At 68.7% G+C, this 17761-nt stretch carries 19 protein-coding genes; 14 read left to right on the plus strand and 5 right to left on the minus strand.

All coding sequences use genetic code 11. The annotated features are described in order from the left end of the window. Positions 1-64: 64 nt before the first annotated feature. Complete coding sequence (gene msrA, locus AWC03_RS05330) at positions 65-577, minus strand: peptide-methionine (S)-S-oxide reductase MsrA (RefSeq protein WP_085239453.1); 513 nt, start codon at positions 575-577, stop codon at positions 65-67. 24 nt (positions 578-601) lie between these two features. Here msrA and AWC03_RS05335 point away from each other — a divergent pair, with 24 nt between their 5' ends. Genes AWC03_RS05335 through AWC03_RS05350 form a run of 4 tightly spaced genes read left to right on the plus strand, consistent with a single transcriptional unit; the run spans position 602 to position 3466 of the window. Next, a complete protein-coding gene (locus AWC03_RS05335) occupies positions 602-1156 on the plus strand; it encodes a nuclear transport factor 2 family protein (RefSeq protein WP_420845645.1) in 555 nt (184 codons plus the stop codon). Then, on the plus strand, positions 1153-2190 hold the full coding sequence (locus AWC03_RS05340; RefSeq protein WP_085239455.1) for an NAD-dependent epimerase/dehydratase family protein: 1038 nt from the start codon (positions 1153-1155) through the stop codon (positions 2188-2190). The genes AWC03_RS05335 and AWC03_RS05340 overlap by 4 nt, the downstream gene beginning before the upstream one ends. A 20-nt stretch (positions 2191-2210) precedes the next feature. Next, positions 2211-3026, plus strand: coding sequence for a class I SAM-dependent methyltransferase (locus tag AWC03_RS05345; RefSeq protein WP_085239534.1), 816 nt, complete (start codon positions 2211-2213; stop codon positions 3024-3026). Between the two features lie 59 nt (positions 3027-3085). Continuing rightward, positions 3086-3466, plus strand: a complete 381-nt coding sequence (locus AWC03_RS05350; protein ID WP_085239456.1) for a DUF427 domain-containing protein — start codon at positions 3086-3088, stop codon at positions 3464-3466. On the opposite strand, the gene AWC03_RS05355 is transcribed toward AWC03_RS05350, so the two are convergent. After that, positions 3463-3858 (minus strand): nuclear transport factor 2 family protein, encoded by a 396-nt coding sequence (locus tag AWC03_RS05355; protein WP_244275140.1) that lies wholly within the window; start codon positions 3856-3858, stop codon positions 3463-3465. The two genes, AWC03_RS05350 and AWC03_RS05355, sit on opposite strands and share 4 nt — an antisense overlap. A gap of 54 nt (positions 3859-3912) precedes the next feature. Here AWC03_RS05355 and AWC03_RS05360 point away from each other — a divergent pair, with 54 nt between their 5' ends. Both AWC03_RS05360 and dps read left to right on the plus strand, forming a co-directional pair. Further along, the gene (locus tag AWC03_RS05360) at positions 3913-4824 is read left to right on the plus strand and encodes a DNA-3-methyladenine glycosylase family protein (RefSeq protein WP_085239458.1); all 912 of its coding nucleotides are present in this window, start codon (positions 3913-3915) and stop codon (positions 4822-4824) included. Between the two features lie 94 nt (positions 4825-4918). Then, the gene (gene dps, locus AWC03_RS05365) at positions 4919-5467 is read left to right on the plus strand and encodes a DNA starvation/stationary phase protection protein Dps (RefSeq protein ID WP_085239459.1); all 549 of its coding nucleotides are present in this window, start codon (positions 4919-4921) and stop codon (positions 5465-5467) included. Here dps and AWC03_RS05370 read toward each other — a convergent pair. Then, a complete protein-coding gene (locus AWC03_RS05370; protein ID WP_085239460.1) occupies positions 5464-7467 on the minus strand; it encodes a chloride channel protein in 2004 nt (667 codons plus the stop codon). The two genes, dps and AWC03_RS05370, sit on opposite strands and share 4 nt — an antisense overlap. A gap of 181 nt (positions 7468-7648) precedes the next feature. On the opposite strand from AWC03_RS05370, the gene AWC03_RS05375 reads away from it, so the two are divergent. From AWC03_RS05375 to AWC03_RS05400, 6 genes are all read left to right on the plus strand, one after another. Beyond that, positions 7649-8632 carry a pirin family protein gene (locus tag AWC03_RS05375; protein WP_085239461.1) on the plus strand — a complete coding sequence of 328 codons (984 nt, stop codon included), beginning with the start codon at positions 7649-7651 and terminating at the stop codon, positions 8630-8632. Between the two features lie 2 nt (positions 8633-8634). Continuing rightward, entirely contained in the window at positions 8635-9270 is a 636-nt protein-coding gene (locus tag AWC03_RS05380; protein WP_085239462.1) for a TetR/AcrR family transcriptional regulator, read from the plus strand. Positions 9271-9343: 73 nt separating this feature from the next. Beyond that, the gene (locus AWC03_RS05385; protein WP_085239463.1) at positions 9344-10285 is read left to right on the plus strand and encodes a class I SAM-dependent methyltransferase; all 942 of its coding nucleotides are present in this window, start codon (positions 9344-9346) and stop codon (positions 10283-10285) included. 39 nt (positions 10286-10324) lie between these two features. Beyond that, positions 10325-11257 carry a class I SAM-dependent methyltransferase gene (locus AWC03_RS05390; RefSeq protein ID WP_090421464.1) on the plus strand — a complete coding sequence of 311 codons (933 nt, stop codon included), beginning with the start codon at positions 10325-10327 and terminating at the stop codon, positions 11255-11257. 185 nt (positions 11258-11442) lie between these two features. Further along, positions 11443-12870, plus strand: coding sequence for an aldehyde dehydrogenase family protein (locus tag AWC03_RS05395; protein WP_085239465.1), 1428 nt, complete (start codon positions 11443-11445; stop codon positions 12868-12870). Positions 12871-12921: 51 nt separating this feature from the next. After that, positions 12922-13782, plus strand: a complete 861-nt coding sequence (locus tag AWC03_RS05400) for an SDR family oxidoreductase (protein ID WP_085239466.1) — start codon at positions 12922-12924, stop codon at positions 13780-13782. A 29-nt stretch (positions 13783-13811) separates the two neighbouring features. Here the strand turns inward: AWC03_RS05400 and AWC03_RS05405 are convergent, their stop codons facing one another. Both AWC03_RS05405 and AWC03_RS05410 read right to left on the minus strand, forming a co-directional pair. Further along, positions 13812-14633, minus strand: a complete 822-nt coding sequence (locus AWC03_RS05405; RefSeq protein WP_085239467.1) for a tyrosine-protein phosphatase — start codon at positions 14631-14633, stop codon at positions 13812-13814. Next, positions 14626-15846: an acyl-CoA dehydrogenase family protein gene (locus AWC03_RS05410; RefSeq protein WP_085239535.1), complete on the minus strand. Its 1221-nt coding sequence runs from the start codon at positions 15844-15846 to the stop codon at positions 14626-14628. The genes AWC03_RS05405 and AWC03_RS05410 overlap by 8 nt, the downstream gene beginning before the upstream one ends. A 120-nt stretch (positions 15847-15966) precedes the next feature. On the opposite strand from AWC03_RS05410, the gene AWC03_RS05415 reads away from it, so the two are divergent. Both AWC03_RS05415 and AWC03_RS05420 read left to right on the plus strand, forming a co-directional pair. Next, entirely contained in the window at positions 15967-16428 is a 462-nt protein-coding gene (locus AWC03_RS05415; RefSeq protein ID WP_085239468.1) for a nuclear transport factor 2 family protein, read from the plus strand. Positions 16429-16659: 231 nt separating this feature from the next. Next, complete coding sequence (locus AWC03_RS05420; RefSeq protein ID WP_085239469.1) at positions 16660-17754, plus strand: Re/Si-specific NAD(P)(+) transhydrogenase subunit alpha; 1095 nt, start codon at positions 16660-16662, stop codon at positions 17752-17754. The last annotated feature ends 7 nt before the right edge of the window (positions 17755-17761 follow it).

Here is a 17761-nt window from a genome sequence, read left to right on the forward strand (position 1 = left end):
CGGGCCACACCATCGCATGTCCATCTCGGTGGCCGCGCACACCGGCGCCGGGAGTGGGAGCCGCCTACTGGTCCGCGGTGGCCCGGCGCGGCAGTTTCCAGCCCGGGCGAATGTAGTGGCAGGTGTACCCGTTCGGGTAGCGCTGCAGGTAGTCCTGGTGCTCGGGCTCGGCCTCCCAGAAGTCGCCGGCGGGGCTGACCTCGGTCACCACCTTGCCGGGCCACAGCCCGGAGGCCTCGACGTCGGCGATGGTGTCCAGCGCGACGCGCTTCTGCTCCTCGTCGAGGTAGAAGATGGCCGACCGGTAACTGGGGCCGCGGTCGTTGCCCTGGCGGTCCTTCGTTGTCGGATCGTGGATCTGGAAGAAGAACTCCAGCATGGTGCGGTAGTCGGTGATGGCCGGGTCGAAGACGATCTCGATCGCCTCGGCGTGCGTGCCGTGATTGCGGTAGGTGGCGTTCGGGACGTCGCCGCCGGTGTAACCGACCCGGGTCGAAACCACGCCCGGCTGCTTGCGGATGAGTTCTTGCATGCCCCAGAAACACCCGCCGGCAAGTATCGCTTTTTGGGTTGCCATTGCTCGTCCTCCTAACCGGCCGCAATGCCGCCCAGGCTACACTCCGCCGATGAGCCGCAACGGTGCCGCAAAGTGACCACCCGTTCGTTCTCCCGTAGCGAACTGGCCGCCGCCTTCGAGAAATTCGAGGAAACGGTCGCCCGGGCCGCCGAGACGCGCGACTGGGACGCCTGGGTCGAGCAGTACACACCGGACGTCGAGTACGTCGAGCATGCTGCCGGCACCATGCGGGGCCGCGACGAGGTGCGCGAGTGGATCAAGCAAACGATGACGACCTTTCCGGGCAGCCACATGGTCGCGTTCCCCACGTTGTGGTCCGTCGTCGACGAGTCGACCGCGCGGGTCATCCTCGAACTCGACAACCCGATGCGCGACCCGGGCGACGGCAGCGTCATCAGCGCAACCAACATCACGATCATCACTTATGCCGGGGACGGCCAGTGGAGCCGTGAAGAAGACATCTACAACCCGCTGCGTTTCCTGCGCGCCGGCATGAAGTGGTGCCGGAAGGCCCAGGCGTTGGGCACGCTCGACGACGACGCCGCTCGGTGGATGCAGGAAAACGGAGGATTCCAGTGAGCGTCAAACCCAAACTCGGCCCCAAGCTGGTTATAGGCGCCAACGGCTTTCTGGGCTCGCACGTCACCCGCCAGCTCGTGGCCGACGGTTTCGCGGTGCGCGCCATGGTGCGGCCCAACGCCAACACCCGCTCCATCGACGACCTCGAGCTGACCCGGTTTCATGGCGACGTGTTCGACGACGCCACCTTGCGCGAGGCGATGGACGGCGTCGACGACGTCTACTACTGCGTGGTCGACACCCGCGCGTGGCTGCGCGATCCGGCGCCGCTGTTCCGCACCAACGTCGACGGCCTGCGCAACGTTCTCGATGTCGCCGTCAACCAACCGGACCTGCGCCGGTTCATCTTCACCAGCACCTACGCGACGGTGGGCCGCCGGCACGGGCACGTGGCCACCGAAGACGACGTGATCAGCCCGCGGGGGTTGACGCCCTATGTGCAGTCCAGGGTGCAGGCCGAGAACCTGGTGATGCGGTACGTGGCCGACGCCGGCCTGCCCGCCGTCGCGATGTGCGTGTCGACGACCTACGGCAGCGGTGACTGGGGTGGCACGCCGCACGGTGCCTTCATCGCCGGGGCGGTCTTCGGCAAGCTGCCCTTTCTGATGAACGGCATTCAGCTGGAAGTCGTCGGCGTCGACGACGCTGCGCGGGCCATGATCCTGGCCGCCGAGCGCGGGCGCATCGGTGAGCGATACCTGGTCTCCGAGCGGATGATCGCGCTGAACGACGTCGTACGGATCGCGGCCGACGAGGCCGGGGTGCCGCCGCCGCAACGCGCGATTTCGGTCCCGATGCTCTACGCCCTGGCCGCGGCGGGCACCTTCAAGGCGCGGCTCACCGGCAAGGACTCCGAGCTCAGCCTGGCTTCGGTGCGGATGATGCGCGCCGAATCCGACGTCGACAGCAGCAAGGCCAAGCGCGAATTGGGTTGGCAGCCACGCCCGGTCGAGGAATCGATCCGCGAGGCGGCCCGGTTCTGGGCCGCGATGCGGACCCCGCGGAAGAACGCTCCGGCCGCGCAGCCCGACTAGGCGCCCGGCCGATGGACCGGATACGCGTCGACCTGCACGGGCCGCCCGAGACGATGCTGGCGACGCTGTACGCCAAGGCGCTGGACGCCGACTTGCCGAACCCGATCCTGGGCGACCGTTACGCCAAGGAGGCCGTCGGACGTATCGACTACGACTGGGCGAAGACCACCATCACCGCGCGCAAATCAGCGTCGGTGACGACCCGCACCGCGCACTTGGACATCTGGGCACGCCAATTCCTTGACGCACATCCGAGCGCCGTTGTCCTGCATATGGGTTGCGGTCTGGACGGCCGATACTTCCGGCTCCAACCGGGCCCGCTGGTGGAGTGGTACGACATCGACTACCCCGACGTCGCCGAGCTGCGCACCCGGCTCTATCCCGCCGCCGAGCACTGCCACGTCGTCGCGGCGTCGGTAACCGATCCGGCCTGGCTGACGCGGATACCCAATGACCGGCCCGCGCTGATGATCGCCGAAGGCCTGACCATGTATCTGTGCGAACAGGACGGCATCGCGCTGCTGCGACGGGTCGTTGATCGCTTCGACCGCGGCGAGCTGCAATTCGACGCGTTCAACCGGATGGGTATCAAGTCGCAGTGGATGAACGCGGTGGTGCGCCGGTCAGGATCAAAGTTGAGCTGGGGCATCGACGGCCCCGGCGAGATACTGGCGGCGGTGCCCGGCACTCGGCTGCTTTCCTGGGTGCGGTGGTTTGAATCAGACACCTTCGAGCGACTTCCGCGCGCCTACCACGTGATGGGCAGGGCCATGTCGCTGGTTCCAGCCATGGCCAATATGGCCCAGTATCACCGCTACGCGTTCGGACCGCCCTGATCGGGAAGTGTCGGCCCTCGGCACGTGTTGCACCCGCTATCGGCGTCTAGGAGGAGACCATGAGCCATCCCGAAATCAAAGAGCCCAACGCCGGCCACCCGATCACCATCGAGCCGACCCGGGGACGGGTACAGGTCCGGGTCAACGGTGAGCTGGTCGCCGAGACGACGGCCGCCCTCGAATTGCGCGAGGCCTCTTTGCCCGCGGCGCAATACATTCCGATGAGCGACGTGGTGCAGGACCGGCTGACCCGCACGGACACCAGCACCTACTGCCCGTTCAAGGGGGAGGCCAGCTATTACAGCGTGACCAGTTCGGCCGGCGACACCGTCGAGGACGTGATCTGGACCTACGAGCGGCCCTATCCGGCGGTCGCGGCGATCGCGGGGCACGTCGCCTTCTACCCCAACAAGGCGGAGATCAGCGTCTCGGCGTCCTAGCAGATCCATCCGGGGAAAGCGGCCTCGTGCGCCCGGGTGTCGCTGTACAGGCGCATCGAGACGATCAACCCGTCGCGGGTGTCGAAGATGCAGACGAACGGGCTGTCGTATTCGACGCCGCCGGTGGTGGTGCCGTTCGCCTGGGCCTCGACCACCACGGTTTCTCCCTCGTTGACACAGCGCACCAGGTCGATGGTCAGCTCGAGTTCGGCCTTGCGCCGCTCGACGGTTCGCCGGAAGGTCTCCTTGTCGCAGGAAGTGCGCGTAACGAGTGACCAGTAGGTGAAGTCGTCACTGAGCAGCGCGAAGCCTTCGTCGAGGTCGCCCCCGTCGCTCGTACTTTGGAGGAACATCCAGGCCAGTTCGCCCTGCGGGTCATCGAACGGCGTCATCACATCGCAATATTGACTTGGCACATCGTTAACGGTCAATCGGAAAGTCGGTCGGTGGAGATCGCGCGCACTGTCACGTTTCCCGGGGCGGTCAGCTTCGGGCACACGTTGGCGCCGCTGCGGCGCGGTTTCGGGGATCCCTGTTTCCAGGCATCCGGTGACGGCGCCATCTGGCGGACCAGCCTGTTGCCGACCGGCCCCGTCACCGCCCGGATCAGCCGGGCGGCCGTCAATGCCGCCCGGTGCGTGGCGTGGGGCGGCGGGGCCCCGGAGTTCGTCGAACGGCTGCCGGCCCTGCTGGGCCTGCACGACGACGCCTCGGATTTCGTGCCGCGTGACCCGGTCGTCGCCGAGGCGCACCGCCGGGTCCCGCACCTGCGGCTGGGCCGCACCGGGCTGGTGCTGGAGGCCATGATCCCGGCGATCATCGAGCAGCGGGTGCCCGGTGCCGACGCGTTCCGGTCGTGGCGCCTGCTGGTGTCCAAGTACGGCTCGCCGGCCCCCGGACCGGCGCCGGCGCGGATGCGGGTGCCGCCACCCGCCGAAGTGTGGCGACGCATCCCGTCCTGGGAATTCCATCGCGCCAATGTCGACCCGAGGCGGGCGCAGACGCTGGTGACGTGCGCGCGGCGGGCCGACTCGCTGGAGCGGCTGACATCCCGTCCGGCCGCGCGGGCCCGGGAGGCATTGATGTCGTTGCCGGGGGTGGGGGAGTGGACCGCCGCGGAGACGGCGCAGCGGGCGTTCGGGGATGCCGACGCGCTGTCGGTGGGCGACTACCACATCCCCAAGATGATCGGCTGGACGCTGGTGGGCCGCCCGGTCGATGACGCGGGCATGGTCGAACTGCTCGAGCCGATGCGGCCGCACCGCCACCGCGTGGTCCGCTTGCTCGAGGCCAGCGGGCTGGCATACGAGCCGCGGCGCGGGCCCCGACTGCCGGTGCAGCACATCAGCGAGCTCTAAACGTGGTCATGGCCTCGCCGCGGCGGCGTTTTCGGCACCGGCCATCGGGTAACCCTGTGCGAAGACGTGACCGTGTGCGAAACGGAGGAAATCGATGACACAGTTCACCATCCCGGGCCTCACCGACAAACAGGGAGCCCGGCTGACCGAACTGCTGCAAAAGCAACTGAGCACCTACAACGATCTTCACCTGACGCTCAAGCACGTCCACTGGAATGTGGTGGGGCCGAACTTCATTGGTGTGCACGAAATGATCGACCCGCAGGTCGAGGCGGTCCGTGGCTTCGCCGATGACGTCGCCGAACGCATCGCGGCTCTGGGCGGTTCACCGCAGGGCACCCCGGGTGCGATCATCAAAGACCGCACCTGGGACGACTATTCGGTCGGTCGCGACACCGTCCAGGCCCACCTGGCCGCGCTGGACCTGGTCTACACCGGTGTCATCGAGGACATCCGCAAGTACATCGAGGAGACCGAGGAGCTCGACCCGGTCACCCAGGACCTGTTGATCGATCAGGCCGGAAACCTGGAGAAGTTCCAGTGGTTCGTCCGCGCCCACCTGGAGAGCGCGGGCGGAAAGCTGACCCACGAGGGCTCGACCACCGAGCGCGACGCCGCCAGCAGCGCGCGCGGCGCTTCCTAGCTGGGCGCCGAATCCGCTTGCCGCGCGCCGTCTTTGGGCGTGAGAACGTTGACCCGGTCGCCCTCGGCGAGCCGTAGGGTGGCGTCGGCATCGACGAGTCGCCGGTTGTGCAGCACGGAGACGGCGAAGTGGCCGTCCGGCCACTCGAGGTCGCCGAGGGTTCGGCCGACCGCGGCCGAGTCGCTGGCCAGGGTGTGCTCGACGATGCGGTAGCCGTCGAGCTGGCTGTGCGGGTCATGTTCGGGGAGCGTGGATTGCGGTTCGGCCCACTCGGCGGCCTGGCGGCCGGCCTCGACACCGGGCTGGGCGGCGGCGAAGTAGGCGCTGAGCGCGCGCAGCACGTTCTGATTGGTCAACCAGCCCTGAACGGACCGGACCTCGGTGTCGATGACGGGAAGCCCGTCGCGGCCGTAGAGCACGAGCTGGCGCAAGGCCTGAGCGAGGCTGTCATTGGCGAACAGCGCCTGCGGCTCTCGGATGCGCGTGACGGGACCGAGCAGGCCCGTCAGGTCGCCGTTGGTGTGGCCGAGCGGACGGGTCAGGTCCACCGGAACGGTGAACCGGTGCATGGCGTCGGCCGCGGTGAGGTCGGCGAACGCGTTGCTGGGGGTGGGGCGGTCGATGTCGATGCCCCGGCGCAACAACTTGGTCGTGTAGATGGTGCCGTAGGAGAGCCCGCGCGACACCGTCGTGCCGACGGCGACGGCCAACATGACCGGCAGCGTGAGGGTGAAATCCCCGGTCATTTCGACGGTGCTCGCCAGCGCCGTGAGCGGGGCGCGCGCGGCCGAGGCGAACACGGCGCCCATCCCGACGATGGCGTAGAGGGCGGGGTGCCCGACGGCCGTGCCGATCGTGTGTTGGACGAACAGCCCGAAGGCCATGCCCGAGGTGGCCCCGACGAACAGCGAGGGAGCGAACACGCCGCCCGATCCGCCGATGCCGATGGTCAGGCCGCACGCCAGCATCTTCCCGGCGGCGAGGAGCACCAAGAACCACAGCGCGTAATGGCCGGCGAACGCGGCGTACATCACCGGGTAGCCGACGCCGTAGAGCTGCGGCACCGCGAGCAGCAGCAGGCCCAGCACGATCCCGCCGACCGCAGGCCGCGCCCAATCGGGGCGCTTGCCCCACGCCCGGTCGCAAAGGTCCTCGGTCTTGTAGAGGACGTTCTTGAACACGATCCCGATGAGCCCGGCGATGGCCGCGAGCAGCGCCACCAGCAGGTAGTTGGCGATGTGGTTCAGCTCGATGCCGGCGGGCAGCTTGGTCAGGAAGGGCGCCGAGCCGAAAAAGACGCGGGCGACCACGTCGGCGACCATCGAGGACAGCATGATCGTGAAGACCGCCTCCACGGACAGTTCGCGCAGGATCAGCTCGACGGCGAAGAACACCCCGGTGATCGGTGCGTTGAAGGTGGCCGAGATGCCGCCGGCGGCGCCGCAGGCCACCAGCACCCGCAGCCGGTTCTCCGGCATGCGCACCCACTGGCCGAAGCCGGATGCCAGCGCCGCCCCGATCTGTACGATCGGCCCCTCACGGCCGACGGACCCGCCCGTACCGATGCACAGCGCGGAGGCCAGCGCCTTCACCACCGTCACCTGCGGACGGATGCGACCGCCGTTCTCCGCGACCGCGATCATGACCTCCGGGACGCCGTGGCCGCGGGCCTCCTTGGCGAACCGCGAGATGAGCGGTCCGTACAGCAAACCGCCGACGACCGGGATGATCACGAAGAAACCGATTCCGACCCAGGGCAAATGGTCGCTGCCCACCCAGCCGTCCTGGCCGAATTCGTCGTGCCCGGTCGCCAGCCAGGTGAAGCCGTAGATCAGGTACCGGAAGGCCACCGCGCCCAGCCCGGCGCCGAGCCCGACCACGAGCGCAACGCAGAACAGGCCGAGCCGGTTCGCCCGCAGCCACCCCGCGAGTCGGCCGACCGCATCGGCCACGGGCCTCGCCGCGCGGACAGGATCGGTGGCCGTCGGTTTTTGCCCCATCCACGCATCCTTCCCCCGAAGGCCTCACTTTGCTCGTTGACCGAGTCGAGACGGCCGGACGCGACGACCATCTACCAGAGCAAATATTGCACTACGCAATTATCCGGCGGCCGGTGGGTGCGTCCGGGGAATAATCGGACCGCGGTCCGGTTATACGGGCAGTTCTCATTACGGAGGTCAGATGCCCGCCATTACCGCAAACACGCTGACGTTGCCGCGCGTCGGAGCCGCCGCGCCGGCCGACACCGAACGGCCGGTCCGGTCGATCACCACCGGGCCCCGTGGCTACGAGGGGGAGGGCTTTCCGGTCGTCCGCGCCTTCGCCGGGGTCAGCGCCGCCGCCCTCGACCCCTTCGTGCACATGGACCAGATGGGCGAGGTGGACTACGAACCGGGCGAGCCGAGGGGTACGGACTGGCACCCGCACCGCGGGTTCGAGACCGTCACCTACATGATCGACGGCAAGTTCGCCCACCAGGACTCGCACGGCGGCGGCGGCCTGGTCACCGACGGCGCGACGCAGTGGATGACCGCCGGTTCGGGCATCCTGCACATCGAGACGCCGCCCGCCGAACTGGTCGACAGCGGGGGCCTCTTCCACGGGATCCAGTTGTGGGTGAACCTGCCCAAGCAGGACAAGTTCACGCCGCCCCGGTACCAGGCCATCGAAGGGGGCGACACGGCGCTGATCGCCTCCGACGACGGCGGGACGCTGGTCCGCATCATCGCCGGCGACATCGACGGTCACCGCGGGCCCGGCATCACCCACACCCCGATCACCCTCGCGCACGCCACGATCGAAAACGGCGCCCGCCTGAACCTGCCGTGGCGGCGGGATTTCAACGCGCTGATTTACGTGCTTTCGGGCAGCGGACACGTGGGGCCCCTCGCTCGCCCGATTCGCGGGGGCCAATTGGCGGTGCTCGGGCCCGGAGATCGGATCACCGTGGGCGCCGACCGCGCACCGGAATCGGCGCGCTTCACGGCCATGGATGTGTTGCTGCTGGGTGGCCAACCCATTCGCGAGCCGGTATTTCACTACGGGCCTTTCGTGATGAATTCACGGGCGGAATTGGTCGAGGCGTTGCAGGACTACCAGGCCGGGAAGTTCGGCAGCATTCCGCCAAATGCCCTGATGCCGCACCATGGCGGTGGCACACTTTAACGATGCCTTCAGGGGTGGGACGCCGGCCGGGGCGTCCCCCTGCCGCAAAGGCCGACGAGACGCGACAGCGGATCATGCGGGCCGCTCGCCTGGTGTTCAGCGAACGCGGCTACGACGGCGCGACATTCCAGGCGATCGCGGCCCGCGCCGACCTGACACGCCCGGCCATCAACCACTACTTCTCCAGCAAGCGGGTCTTGTACGGAGAGGTGCTCCAGCAAACCAACGAGGCCGTCATCGGCGCCGGGATCAGAGAGGCCGAACGCGAAACCACGCTGCCGGCGCAGCTCGCCGCGTTCATTTCCGTTGCGGTGCGCGCCAATTCCGACACTCCCGCCGGATCGGCGCTGATAATCACCGGAGTGCTCGAGTCGCAACGGCACCCCGAATGGAACACGACCGAAAACGATTCCGTCCGGATCGTCCGGGAATTTCTGGTCCGGGCCGTCGATGCTGCGATCGGGCGGGGCGAGATCCCCGCCGACCTCGAGGCGTCTGCGCTAGTCGAGGCACTGGTCGTGCTGATGTGCGGGGTGGGCCTGTATGCCGGCTTCGTCCAGACCCCCGACGCCCTGTTGGCCATCACCGGAATGATGCGCCGACTGCTCGAAGGCGCTTTCCGCGTGCCCGACGCTTAGCCGTTGCGCCCGCAGTGAACTTGCCCACAAAGCGTATAGGCTAACTAACTTATTCCGGTAGCATGGTCGGGTCATGACTGACCTGGACGCGTCGTTACCGCCTTCTTTGAGATCAGCCGGCGACAGCTGGACCATCACCGAACTCGTCGGTGCCACCGCGCTGGGTGTCGCGGCGGCACGCGCGGCGGAGACCGCCGGAAGCGACCCGCTGATCAGCGACCAGTTCGCCCGCATCTTGGTCTCGTCGGCCGGTTCGGCATGGGCGCGGCTCGCCGACCCCGAATTGGGCTGGCTCGACGGCGACGAGCAGGGACGCCGCGCGCATCGCATCGGCATCGACTACCAGGCCGTGCGCACGCACTTCTTCGACGAGTACTTCGACGGCGCCGTCCACGCCGGCATCCGGCAGGTGGTCATCCTGGCGGCCGGACTGGACTCCCGGGCCTACCGCCTCAATTGGCCGGACGGCACCGCGCTGTACGAGATCGACCAGCCGAAGGTTCTCGAATACAAGACCGGAATCCTGCAGCAGCATGGCGCCGCTCCCACGGCGAGTCGCCGCCCGGTTCCGGTCGACCTGCGCGACGACTGGCCGGCGGCATTGGCCGCGGCCGGGTTCGACCGCACTCAACCGACCGCCTGGCTGGCCGAGGGCTTGCTCCCGTACCTGCCGAGCGATGCGCAAGATCGCCTCTTCGAGATGTTCACCGCCCTGAGCGCCCCGGGCAGCCGGGTCGCCATCGAGGCGTTCGGCATGAACTCCCGGAGCAATTCGCAGCGCTGGCTGCGGATGCGGGAACGGCTCGGGCTCGACGTCAACGTGCAGGCGCTGACCTATCACGAGCCGGACCGTTCGGATCCCGCCCAATGGTTGCGCGACCACGGCTGGCAGGTAGACACCGTGGACAACCGCGAAGAAATGGCCCGGCTGGGCCGCCCGGTACCCGACGACCTCGCCGAAGAGGCGGTGCGCAGCACGCTGCTGCGGGCGCGCCTCGGCGAGCCGACCTCCTGACTTTCGCCCCACGACCCGAGGAGCAACGCGATGAGCTCACTGCGCACCCACGACGACACCTGGGACATCAAAACCAGTGTCGGCAGCACGGCGGTCATGGTCGCCGCCGCCCGGGCCGTCGAAACCGAGCGGCCCGACGCCCTGATCCGCGACCCCTACGCGAAACTTCTGGTCACCAACGCCGGCGCCGGGGTCTTGTGGGAGCACATGCTCGATCCCGACGTGGCGGCCAAGATCGAAGCCCTCGACGCCGATTCCGCGGCGCAGCTCGAGCACATGCGCGGCTACCAGGCGGTGCGCACCCACTTTTTCGACACCTACTTCTCAGACGCCGTCGCCGCCGGGATCCGGCAGGTGGTGATCCTGGCGTCGGGCCTCGATTCGCGCGCGTACCGCCTCGAATGGCCCGCCGGCACCGTGGTGTACGAGATCGACCAGCCCCAGGTGCTGGAATACAAGTCCACGACCTTGGCGGAAAACGGCGTGACGCCGTCCACCGACCGGCGCGCGGTGGCCATCGACCTGCGGCAGGACTGGCCGGCCGCGCTGCGCGAGGCGGGCTTCGACCCGACGGCGCGCACCGCGTGGCTGGCCGAGGGCCTGCTGATGTACCTGCCGGCCGAGGCGCAGGACCGGCTGTTCACCCAGATCGGTGAGCTGAGCCCGGCGGGAAGCCGCGTCTCGGCGGAAACCGCGCCCGCGCACGCCGACGAGCGCCGGCAGCAGATGCGCGAGCGATTCCGGAAGGTCGCCGACGAGCTCGGCATCGAAGAGACCGTCGACGTCGGGGAGCTGATGTACCGCGACGAGCACCGGGCCGACGTCACGGAGTGGCTGAACGACCACGGCTGGCGCGCGCAGGCGCAGCGCTCGACCGACGAGATGCGCCGGCTGGGCCGCTGGGTCGAGAACGTCGCGCAGGCCGACGACGACGACGCCTTCTCCGACTTCGTCATCGCCGAGCGGCTGTAATTCCCCGCTGGCCGGGCGAGTCTCGCGGCATCGCCGCCAGCGCCGCCAACGGCGGTCGCGGCGGTCGGCCAGATCCTTTCTACTGCTCTCCCAACCGGATGGTTAGGATCGCCGTTATCACCCACGCGCGCTCCTGCGACGAGTAGCGGGCGCCTCCGGGATGACCGAAGCAGGGAAGGACAACGATGACCACCGAATCGGTTACACCCACGACATCCGCCACCAATGGAGCGCCGAGCCCTCAGCCGGCGAACATCCCGGCGACGGTGCAGCGGCTGCGCAAGACCTTCGCCACCGGTCGCACCCGCGACATCGAGTGGCGCAAACGGCAGCTGCTGCAGATGGCCAAGCTGATGGAAGAGAACGAGGCGGCCATCGCGGACGCCCTCGCCCAGGATCTGGACCGCAGCCCGTTCGAGGCGTTCATCGCCGACGTCGCGACCACCGCCGGCGAGGCGAAGTATGCGGCCAAGCGGGTGCGCAGATGGACGCGCCGCAAGTACCAGCTGCTCGAGATGCCGCAGCTGCCCGGTCGCGGCTGGATCGAGTACGAGCCGTACGGCACGGTGCTGATCATCGGCGCGTGGAACTACCCGTTCTACCTGACGCTGGGTCCGGCGGTCGGCGCGATCGCCGCGGGTAACGCCGTCATCCTCAAGCCCTCGGAGATCGCCGCGGCGTCGGCGCACCTGATGGCCGAGCTGGTGCCCAAATACCTCGACAGCGACGCGATCGCCGTGGTGGAGGGCGACGGTTCGGTCAGCCAGGAGCTCATCGCGCAGGGCCTGGACCGCGTGCTGTTCACCGGCGGCACCGAGATCGGCCGCAAGGTCTACGAAGGTGCCGCGCCCCACCTGACGCCGTGCACGCTGGAGCTCGGCGGCAAGAGCCCGGTGATCGTGGCGGCCGACGCCGACGTGGACGTCGCGGCCAAGCGGATCGCCTGGATGAAGCTGCTGAACGCCGGCCAGACCTGCGTCGCCCCCGACTACGTGTTGGCGGACGCCAAGATTCGCGACGACCTGGTGAACAAGATCGGCGCGGCCATCACCAAGTTCACCTCGGACAAGCCCAACGGCATGCGCATCGTCAACCAGCGTCAGTTCGACCGGATCAGCGGCTACCTCGCCGGGGGCGACGGCAAGGTCATCGTCGGCGGCAAGTGCGACCCGGCGAGCCTGCGCATCCAGCCCGCCGTCGTGGTCGACCCCGACCCGGACGGGCCGTTGATGCAGAACGAGATCTTCGGACCGGTGCTGCCGGTGATCACGGTCCAATCCCTGGACGACGCAATACGATTCGTCAACTCGCGGCCCAAGCCGTTGTCGGCCTACCTGTTCACCAAGACGCGGGAGACCCGCGAGCGGGTGATCAAGGAGGTGCCGGCCGGCGGCATGCTGGTCAACCACCTGGCCTTCCAGGTGTCGACGGCCAAGCTGCCGTTCGGCGGCGTCGGCGCATCGGGGATGGGCGCCTACCACGGGCGCTACGGTTTCGAGGAGTTCAGCCACCGCAAGTCGGTGTTGACCAAGCCGACCCGCCCCGACCTGTCCAGCTTCATCTACCCGCCGTACACGGCGCGGGCATTCAAGATGGCCCGCAGAATGTTCTGAGTGCTCGAAATCGCTTACTAGGACCTACTTTTCACCGTAGAGAGGAACCCGATGCCCGGAGTGCAGGATCGCGTCATCGTCGTCACCGGAGCCGGCGGCGGCCTGGGCCGTGAGTACGCCCTGACCCTCGCCCGCGAGGGCGCCAGCGTCGTCGTGAACGACCTGGGCGGCGCCCGCGACGGCACCGGCGCCGGCCACAACATGGCCGACCACGTCGTCAACGAGATCAAGGACGCGGGCGGCCGTGCCGTCGCCAACTACGACAGCGTCGCCGAACCCGAGGGCGCGGCCAACATCATCAAGACGGCGCTCGACGAGTTCGGCGCCGTGCACGGCGTGGTGAGTAACGCGGGGATCCTGCGCGACGGCACCTTCCACAAGATGACGTTCGAGAACTGGGACGCCGTGCTCAAGGTGCACCTGTACGGCGGCTACAACGTGCTGCGGGCCGCGTGGCCGCATTTCCGCGAGCAGAGCTACGGCCGGGTCGTCGTCGCCACCTCCACCAGCGGCCTGTTCGGAAACTTCGGGCAGACCAACTACGGCGCGGCCAAGCTCGGCCTGGTGGGCATGATCAACACGCTGGCGCAGGAGGGGGCGAAGTACAACATCCACGCCAACGCCGTCGCGCCGATCGCGGCCACCCGGATGACCGAGGACATCCTGCCCAAGGAAGTGCTCGAGAAGCTGACGCCCGAGTACGTCGCGCCGGTGGTGGCCTACCTGTGCACCGAGGAAAACGCCAACAACGCCTCGGTTTTCGTCGTCGGCGGCGGGAAGGTGCAGCGGGTGGCGCTGTTCCAGAACGAGGGCGCCAACTTCGACAAGCCGCCGTCAGTGCAGGACGTCGCCGCGCACTGGGCCGAGATCGACGATCTCTCCGCGGCCAAGCAGGCCAACTTCAAGCTGTAGCGGTCTGGGCCGGGGCCGCGTGGACCGAGTCAGGCGAGCAGCGCCTGGCGTAGTCGATCCACGTCGGCCTCGGTGATGCCCGCATCGCCCAGATAGGCGTCCAGCGAACCGAATTCGTCGTCGATCGTCTGCCACGCCGCGGCCAGGTACTCCGGCCGGACCCCGAGCACACCGTCGGACAGCCGCGCCTCGGTGAAGGTCATCACCTCCGGGGTGAGCTCGGCCTCCGAGCGCTGCTGGATCATCTCCGAGATCCGGGCCCGCAGCTCCGACACCGCGTCATTGCTGCGCAGGTAGTCCGCGACGATGGTGTCGCGATCGATGCCGACGGTCTCCAGCACGGTCGCCACCACGAACCCGGTGCGGTCCTTGCCCGCGAAACAGTGCGTGAGGACGGGGCGCCCGGCGGCCAGCAGCGTGACGACGCGGTGCACCGCGCGCTGGGCGCCGTTGCGGGTGGGGAACTGGCGATACTCGTCGACCATGTAGCGGGCGGCGGTGTCGTTGATGGACTCGTCGGGTTCGCCGTTTGTCATCAGCTGCCGGAACGCGTGCTCGTGCGGGGCCTCGTCGGTGTCGTCGGCCTCGTCGCCGAGGTCCGGGAACGGCAGCAGGTGGACATCGACGCCCTCGGGCACCCGGCCGGGCCCGCGACGGGCGACCTCCCGGGCGGCGCGCAGATCGGCGACGTCGGTGATGCCCAGCTCCCGCAGCGTCGCCCGGCCGTGGTCGTCGAGGCGGCTCAGCTCGCTGGACCGGAACAGCCGGCCCGGCCGCAGCGCGCCCACGCCGTCGGCGACATCGCGAAAGTTCCACGCGCCGGGCAACTCCCGCAGCGCTGCCCTACCCATGCGCGGTGACCGCCGCGGCCAGCGGAGACTTCTCCGCGCCGAGTTCGGCGCGCGCGATGGTCCGCATGTGCACCTCGTCGGGGCCGTCGAACAGGCGCATGGCCCGGTGCCAGCCGTACGACCGGGCCAGCACCGTGTCCTCGCTGACGCCGGCGGCGCCGTGCACCTGGATGGCGCGGTCGATCACATTGCAGGCCACCTGTGGCGCGACCGCCTTGATCTGCGAGACCAGCGTGTGGGCGGCCTTGTTGCCGTGCTGGTCGATGGTCCACGCCGCCTTGTGGCACAGCAGCCGCGCCTGGTCGATCTCGTTGCGCGACTTGGCGATCGCCTCGCGCACCACGCCCTGCTCGGCCAGCGGGCGGCCGAACGCCACCCGGTTCTGTACCCGGTCGACCATGAGGGCCAGCGCCCGCTCGGCGCCGCCGAGCGCGCGCATGCAGTGGTGGATGCGGCCCGGGCCGAGCCGGGCCTGGGCGATCGCGAAACCGCCGCCTTCCTCACCGAGCAGATTCGTCACCGGCACCCGGACGTTGTCGTAGATGATCTCGCAGTGCCCGGGCTGATCCTGGTAGCCGAAGACCGTGGTGGACCGGACCACCGTCACGCCGGCGGTGTCGATCGGCACCAGCACCATCGACTGCTGCTGGTGGCTGGCCGCCTCCGGGTTGGTGCGGCCCATGACGATCAGGATCTTGCAGCGCGGGTCCGACGCCCCGGAGGTCCACCACTTGCGGCCGTTGATGACGTAGTCGCCGCCGTCGCGCACGATCGAGGTCTCGATGTTGCGGGCGTCGCTGCTGGCGACCGCCGGCTCGGTCATCGAGAAGGCGCTGCGGATCTCGCCGGCCAGCAACGGCTCCAGCCACTGCTTGCGCTGCTCCTCGGTGGCGAACAGGTGCAGGGTCTCCATGTTGCCGGTGTCGGGCGCCGCGCAGTTGAGCGCCTCGGGCGCGATCTCCAGGCTCCAGCCGCTGATCTCGGCCAGCGGCGCGTATTCGAGGTTGGTCAGGCCCGACTCGGCCGGCAGGAACAGGTTCCACAGGCCGCTCTCTTTGGCCCTGGTCTTCAGTTCCTCGATGATCGGTGGGACGGTGTGGTCGTCGGGGCCGACCTGCTCCCGGTACTTGTCGTACTCGGCCTCGGCCGGGAAGACGTACTCGGTCATGAAGTCGGTCAATCGCTGGTGGTAATCGTTGGCTTTGGCCGACATCGCGAAGTCCATGCCGTCACGATAGGACACGTGTCTTTCGGGGCCACGAGCAGACGCAAAGTCACCTGCCGGCGTGCGGATTAGTGCGATTTTGTGTCTGCTCGCGGTAGACATGTCGCCATGACCGAATCCCGTCCGCCGTTCCCGCCGTTCACCCTGGAGATGGCCCTGCAGAAGGTGCAGGCCGCCGAGGACGCGTGGAACACCTGCGACCCGCACCGCGTCAGCCTCGCGTACACGCCCGACTCGCAGTGGCGGAACAGGGGCGAGCACGTGGTCGGGCGCGAGAAGATCGTGGCCTTCCTGACCCGCAAGTGGCAGCGCGAACTCGACTACGCGCTGCGGAAAAGCCTGTGGGACTTCCACGACAACCGCATCGCCGTGCGGTTTCAGTACGAGTGCCACGACGCCGGCGGCCAGTGGTACCGCAGCTACGGCAACGAGTTGTGGGAGTTCGCCCCGTCGGGCTTGATGGCGCGCCGCGAGGCCAGCATCAACGACGTGCGGATCGACGAGTCCGAGCGGCGCTATTTCGGGCCCCGCCCGCCCGCGGAGCGAGGGCAGGACATCCCCCTCTGGTAGCGGGCGGGCCACAACCTGTTCGTGTGACTCCACAACTCGATGCCCGCTACTGCGCACGCCGCGGGTAGCGAACCATCGAGGGAGTCGATCGGCCGCGTCGGGGGTATCCCGCTCCGGCCGATCGCACGTCCGGGGCTCAATCCGGCAGGCGTTAAGGTAGCGAAGCGTGCGGCCGGCCGGCGGCAGCACATCCAAACGGCAGGAAAGTGCGGGAAAGCAGATGTACGCGCCATGACAGATGCTCAGACGACGGTAGGGGTGGTCGCCGAGTCCGGGGCCGATGAACGGCGGGTCGCGCTGGTGCCCAAGGCGGTGGCGTCGCTGATCGGCAGCGGCGTCGCGGTGGTGGTCGAGCCCGGTGCCGGCGAACGGGCGTTGCTTCCCGACGCCCTCTACACGGAGGCCGGGGCCAGCATCGGGGACGCGTGGTCCGCTGACGTCGTCGTGAAGGTGGCACCCCCGACCAAAGAAGAGGTCGCCAGGTTGCGCCGCGGCCAGACGCTGATCGGCTTCTTGGCGCCCCGCAATGCCGACAACTCGATCGGCGCGCTCACCGCGGCCGGCGTGCAGGCGTTCGCGCTCGAGGCCATCCCGCGGATCTCGCGGGCGCAGGTCATGGACGCGCTGTCGTCGCAGGGCAACGTCGCCGGCTACAAGGCCGTGCTGCTCGCCGCCTCGGAGTCGACCCGGTTCTTCCCCATGCTGACGACCGCGGCGGGGACGGTGAAGCCGGCCAGCGTGCTCGTGCTCGGTGTCGGTGTGGCCGGGCTGCAGGCGCTGGCCACGGCCAAGCGCCTCGGCGCGCGGACTACGGGCTACGACGTCCGTCCCGAGGTGGCCGACCAGGTTCGTTCGGTCGGGTCGCAGTGGCTGGACCTGGGCATCGACGCGGCCGGCGAGGGCGGGTACGCCCGTGAGCTCACCGACGAGGAGCGCGCGCAGCAGCAGAAGGCCCTGGAAGCCGCGATCGCCGGGTTCGACGTGGTCATCACGACGGCGCTGGTGCCGGGGCGGCCCGCGCCGCGGCTGGTGACCGCGGCCGCGGTGGAGTCGATGAAGCCCGGCAGCGTGGTGGTGGACATGGCCGGGGAGACCGGGGGCAACTGCGAGCTCACCGAGCCGGGGAAGACCGTGGTCAAGCACGGGGTCACCATCGCCTCGCCGCTGAACCTGCCGGCGACGATGCCCGAGCACGCCAGCGAGCTCTACAGCAAGAACATCACCGCGCTGCTGGAGCTGTTGATCACCGACGGCAAGCTCGCCCCCGACTTCGACGACGAGGTCGTCGCGGCGGCGTGCGTCACCCGGACGCCCGCGGCCGGTTAGAGAGGAC

The sequence above is a fragment of the Mycobacterium europaeum genome (assembly GCF_002102155.1).
Taxonomy (GTDB): domain Bacteria; phylum Actinomycetota; class Actinomycetes; order Mycobacteriales; family Mycobacteriaceae; genus Mycobacterium; species Mycobacterium europaeum.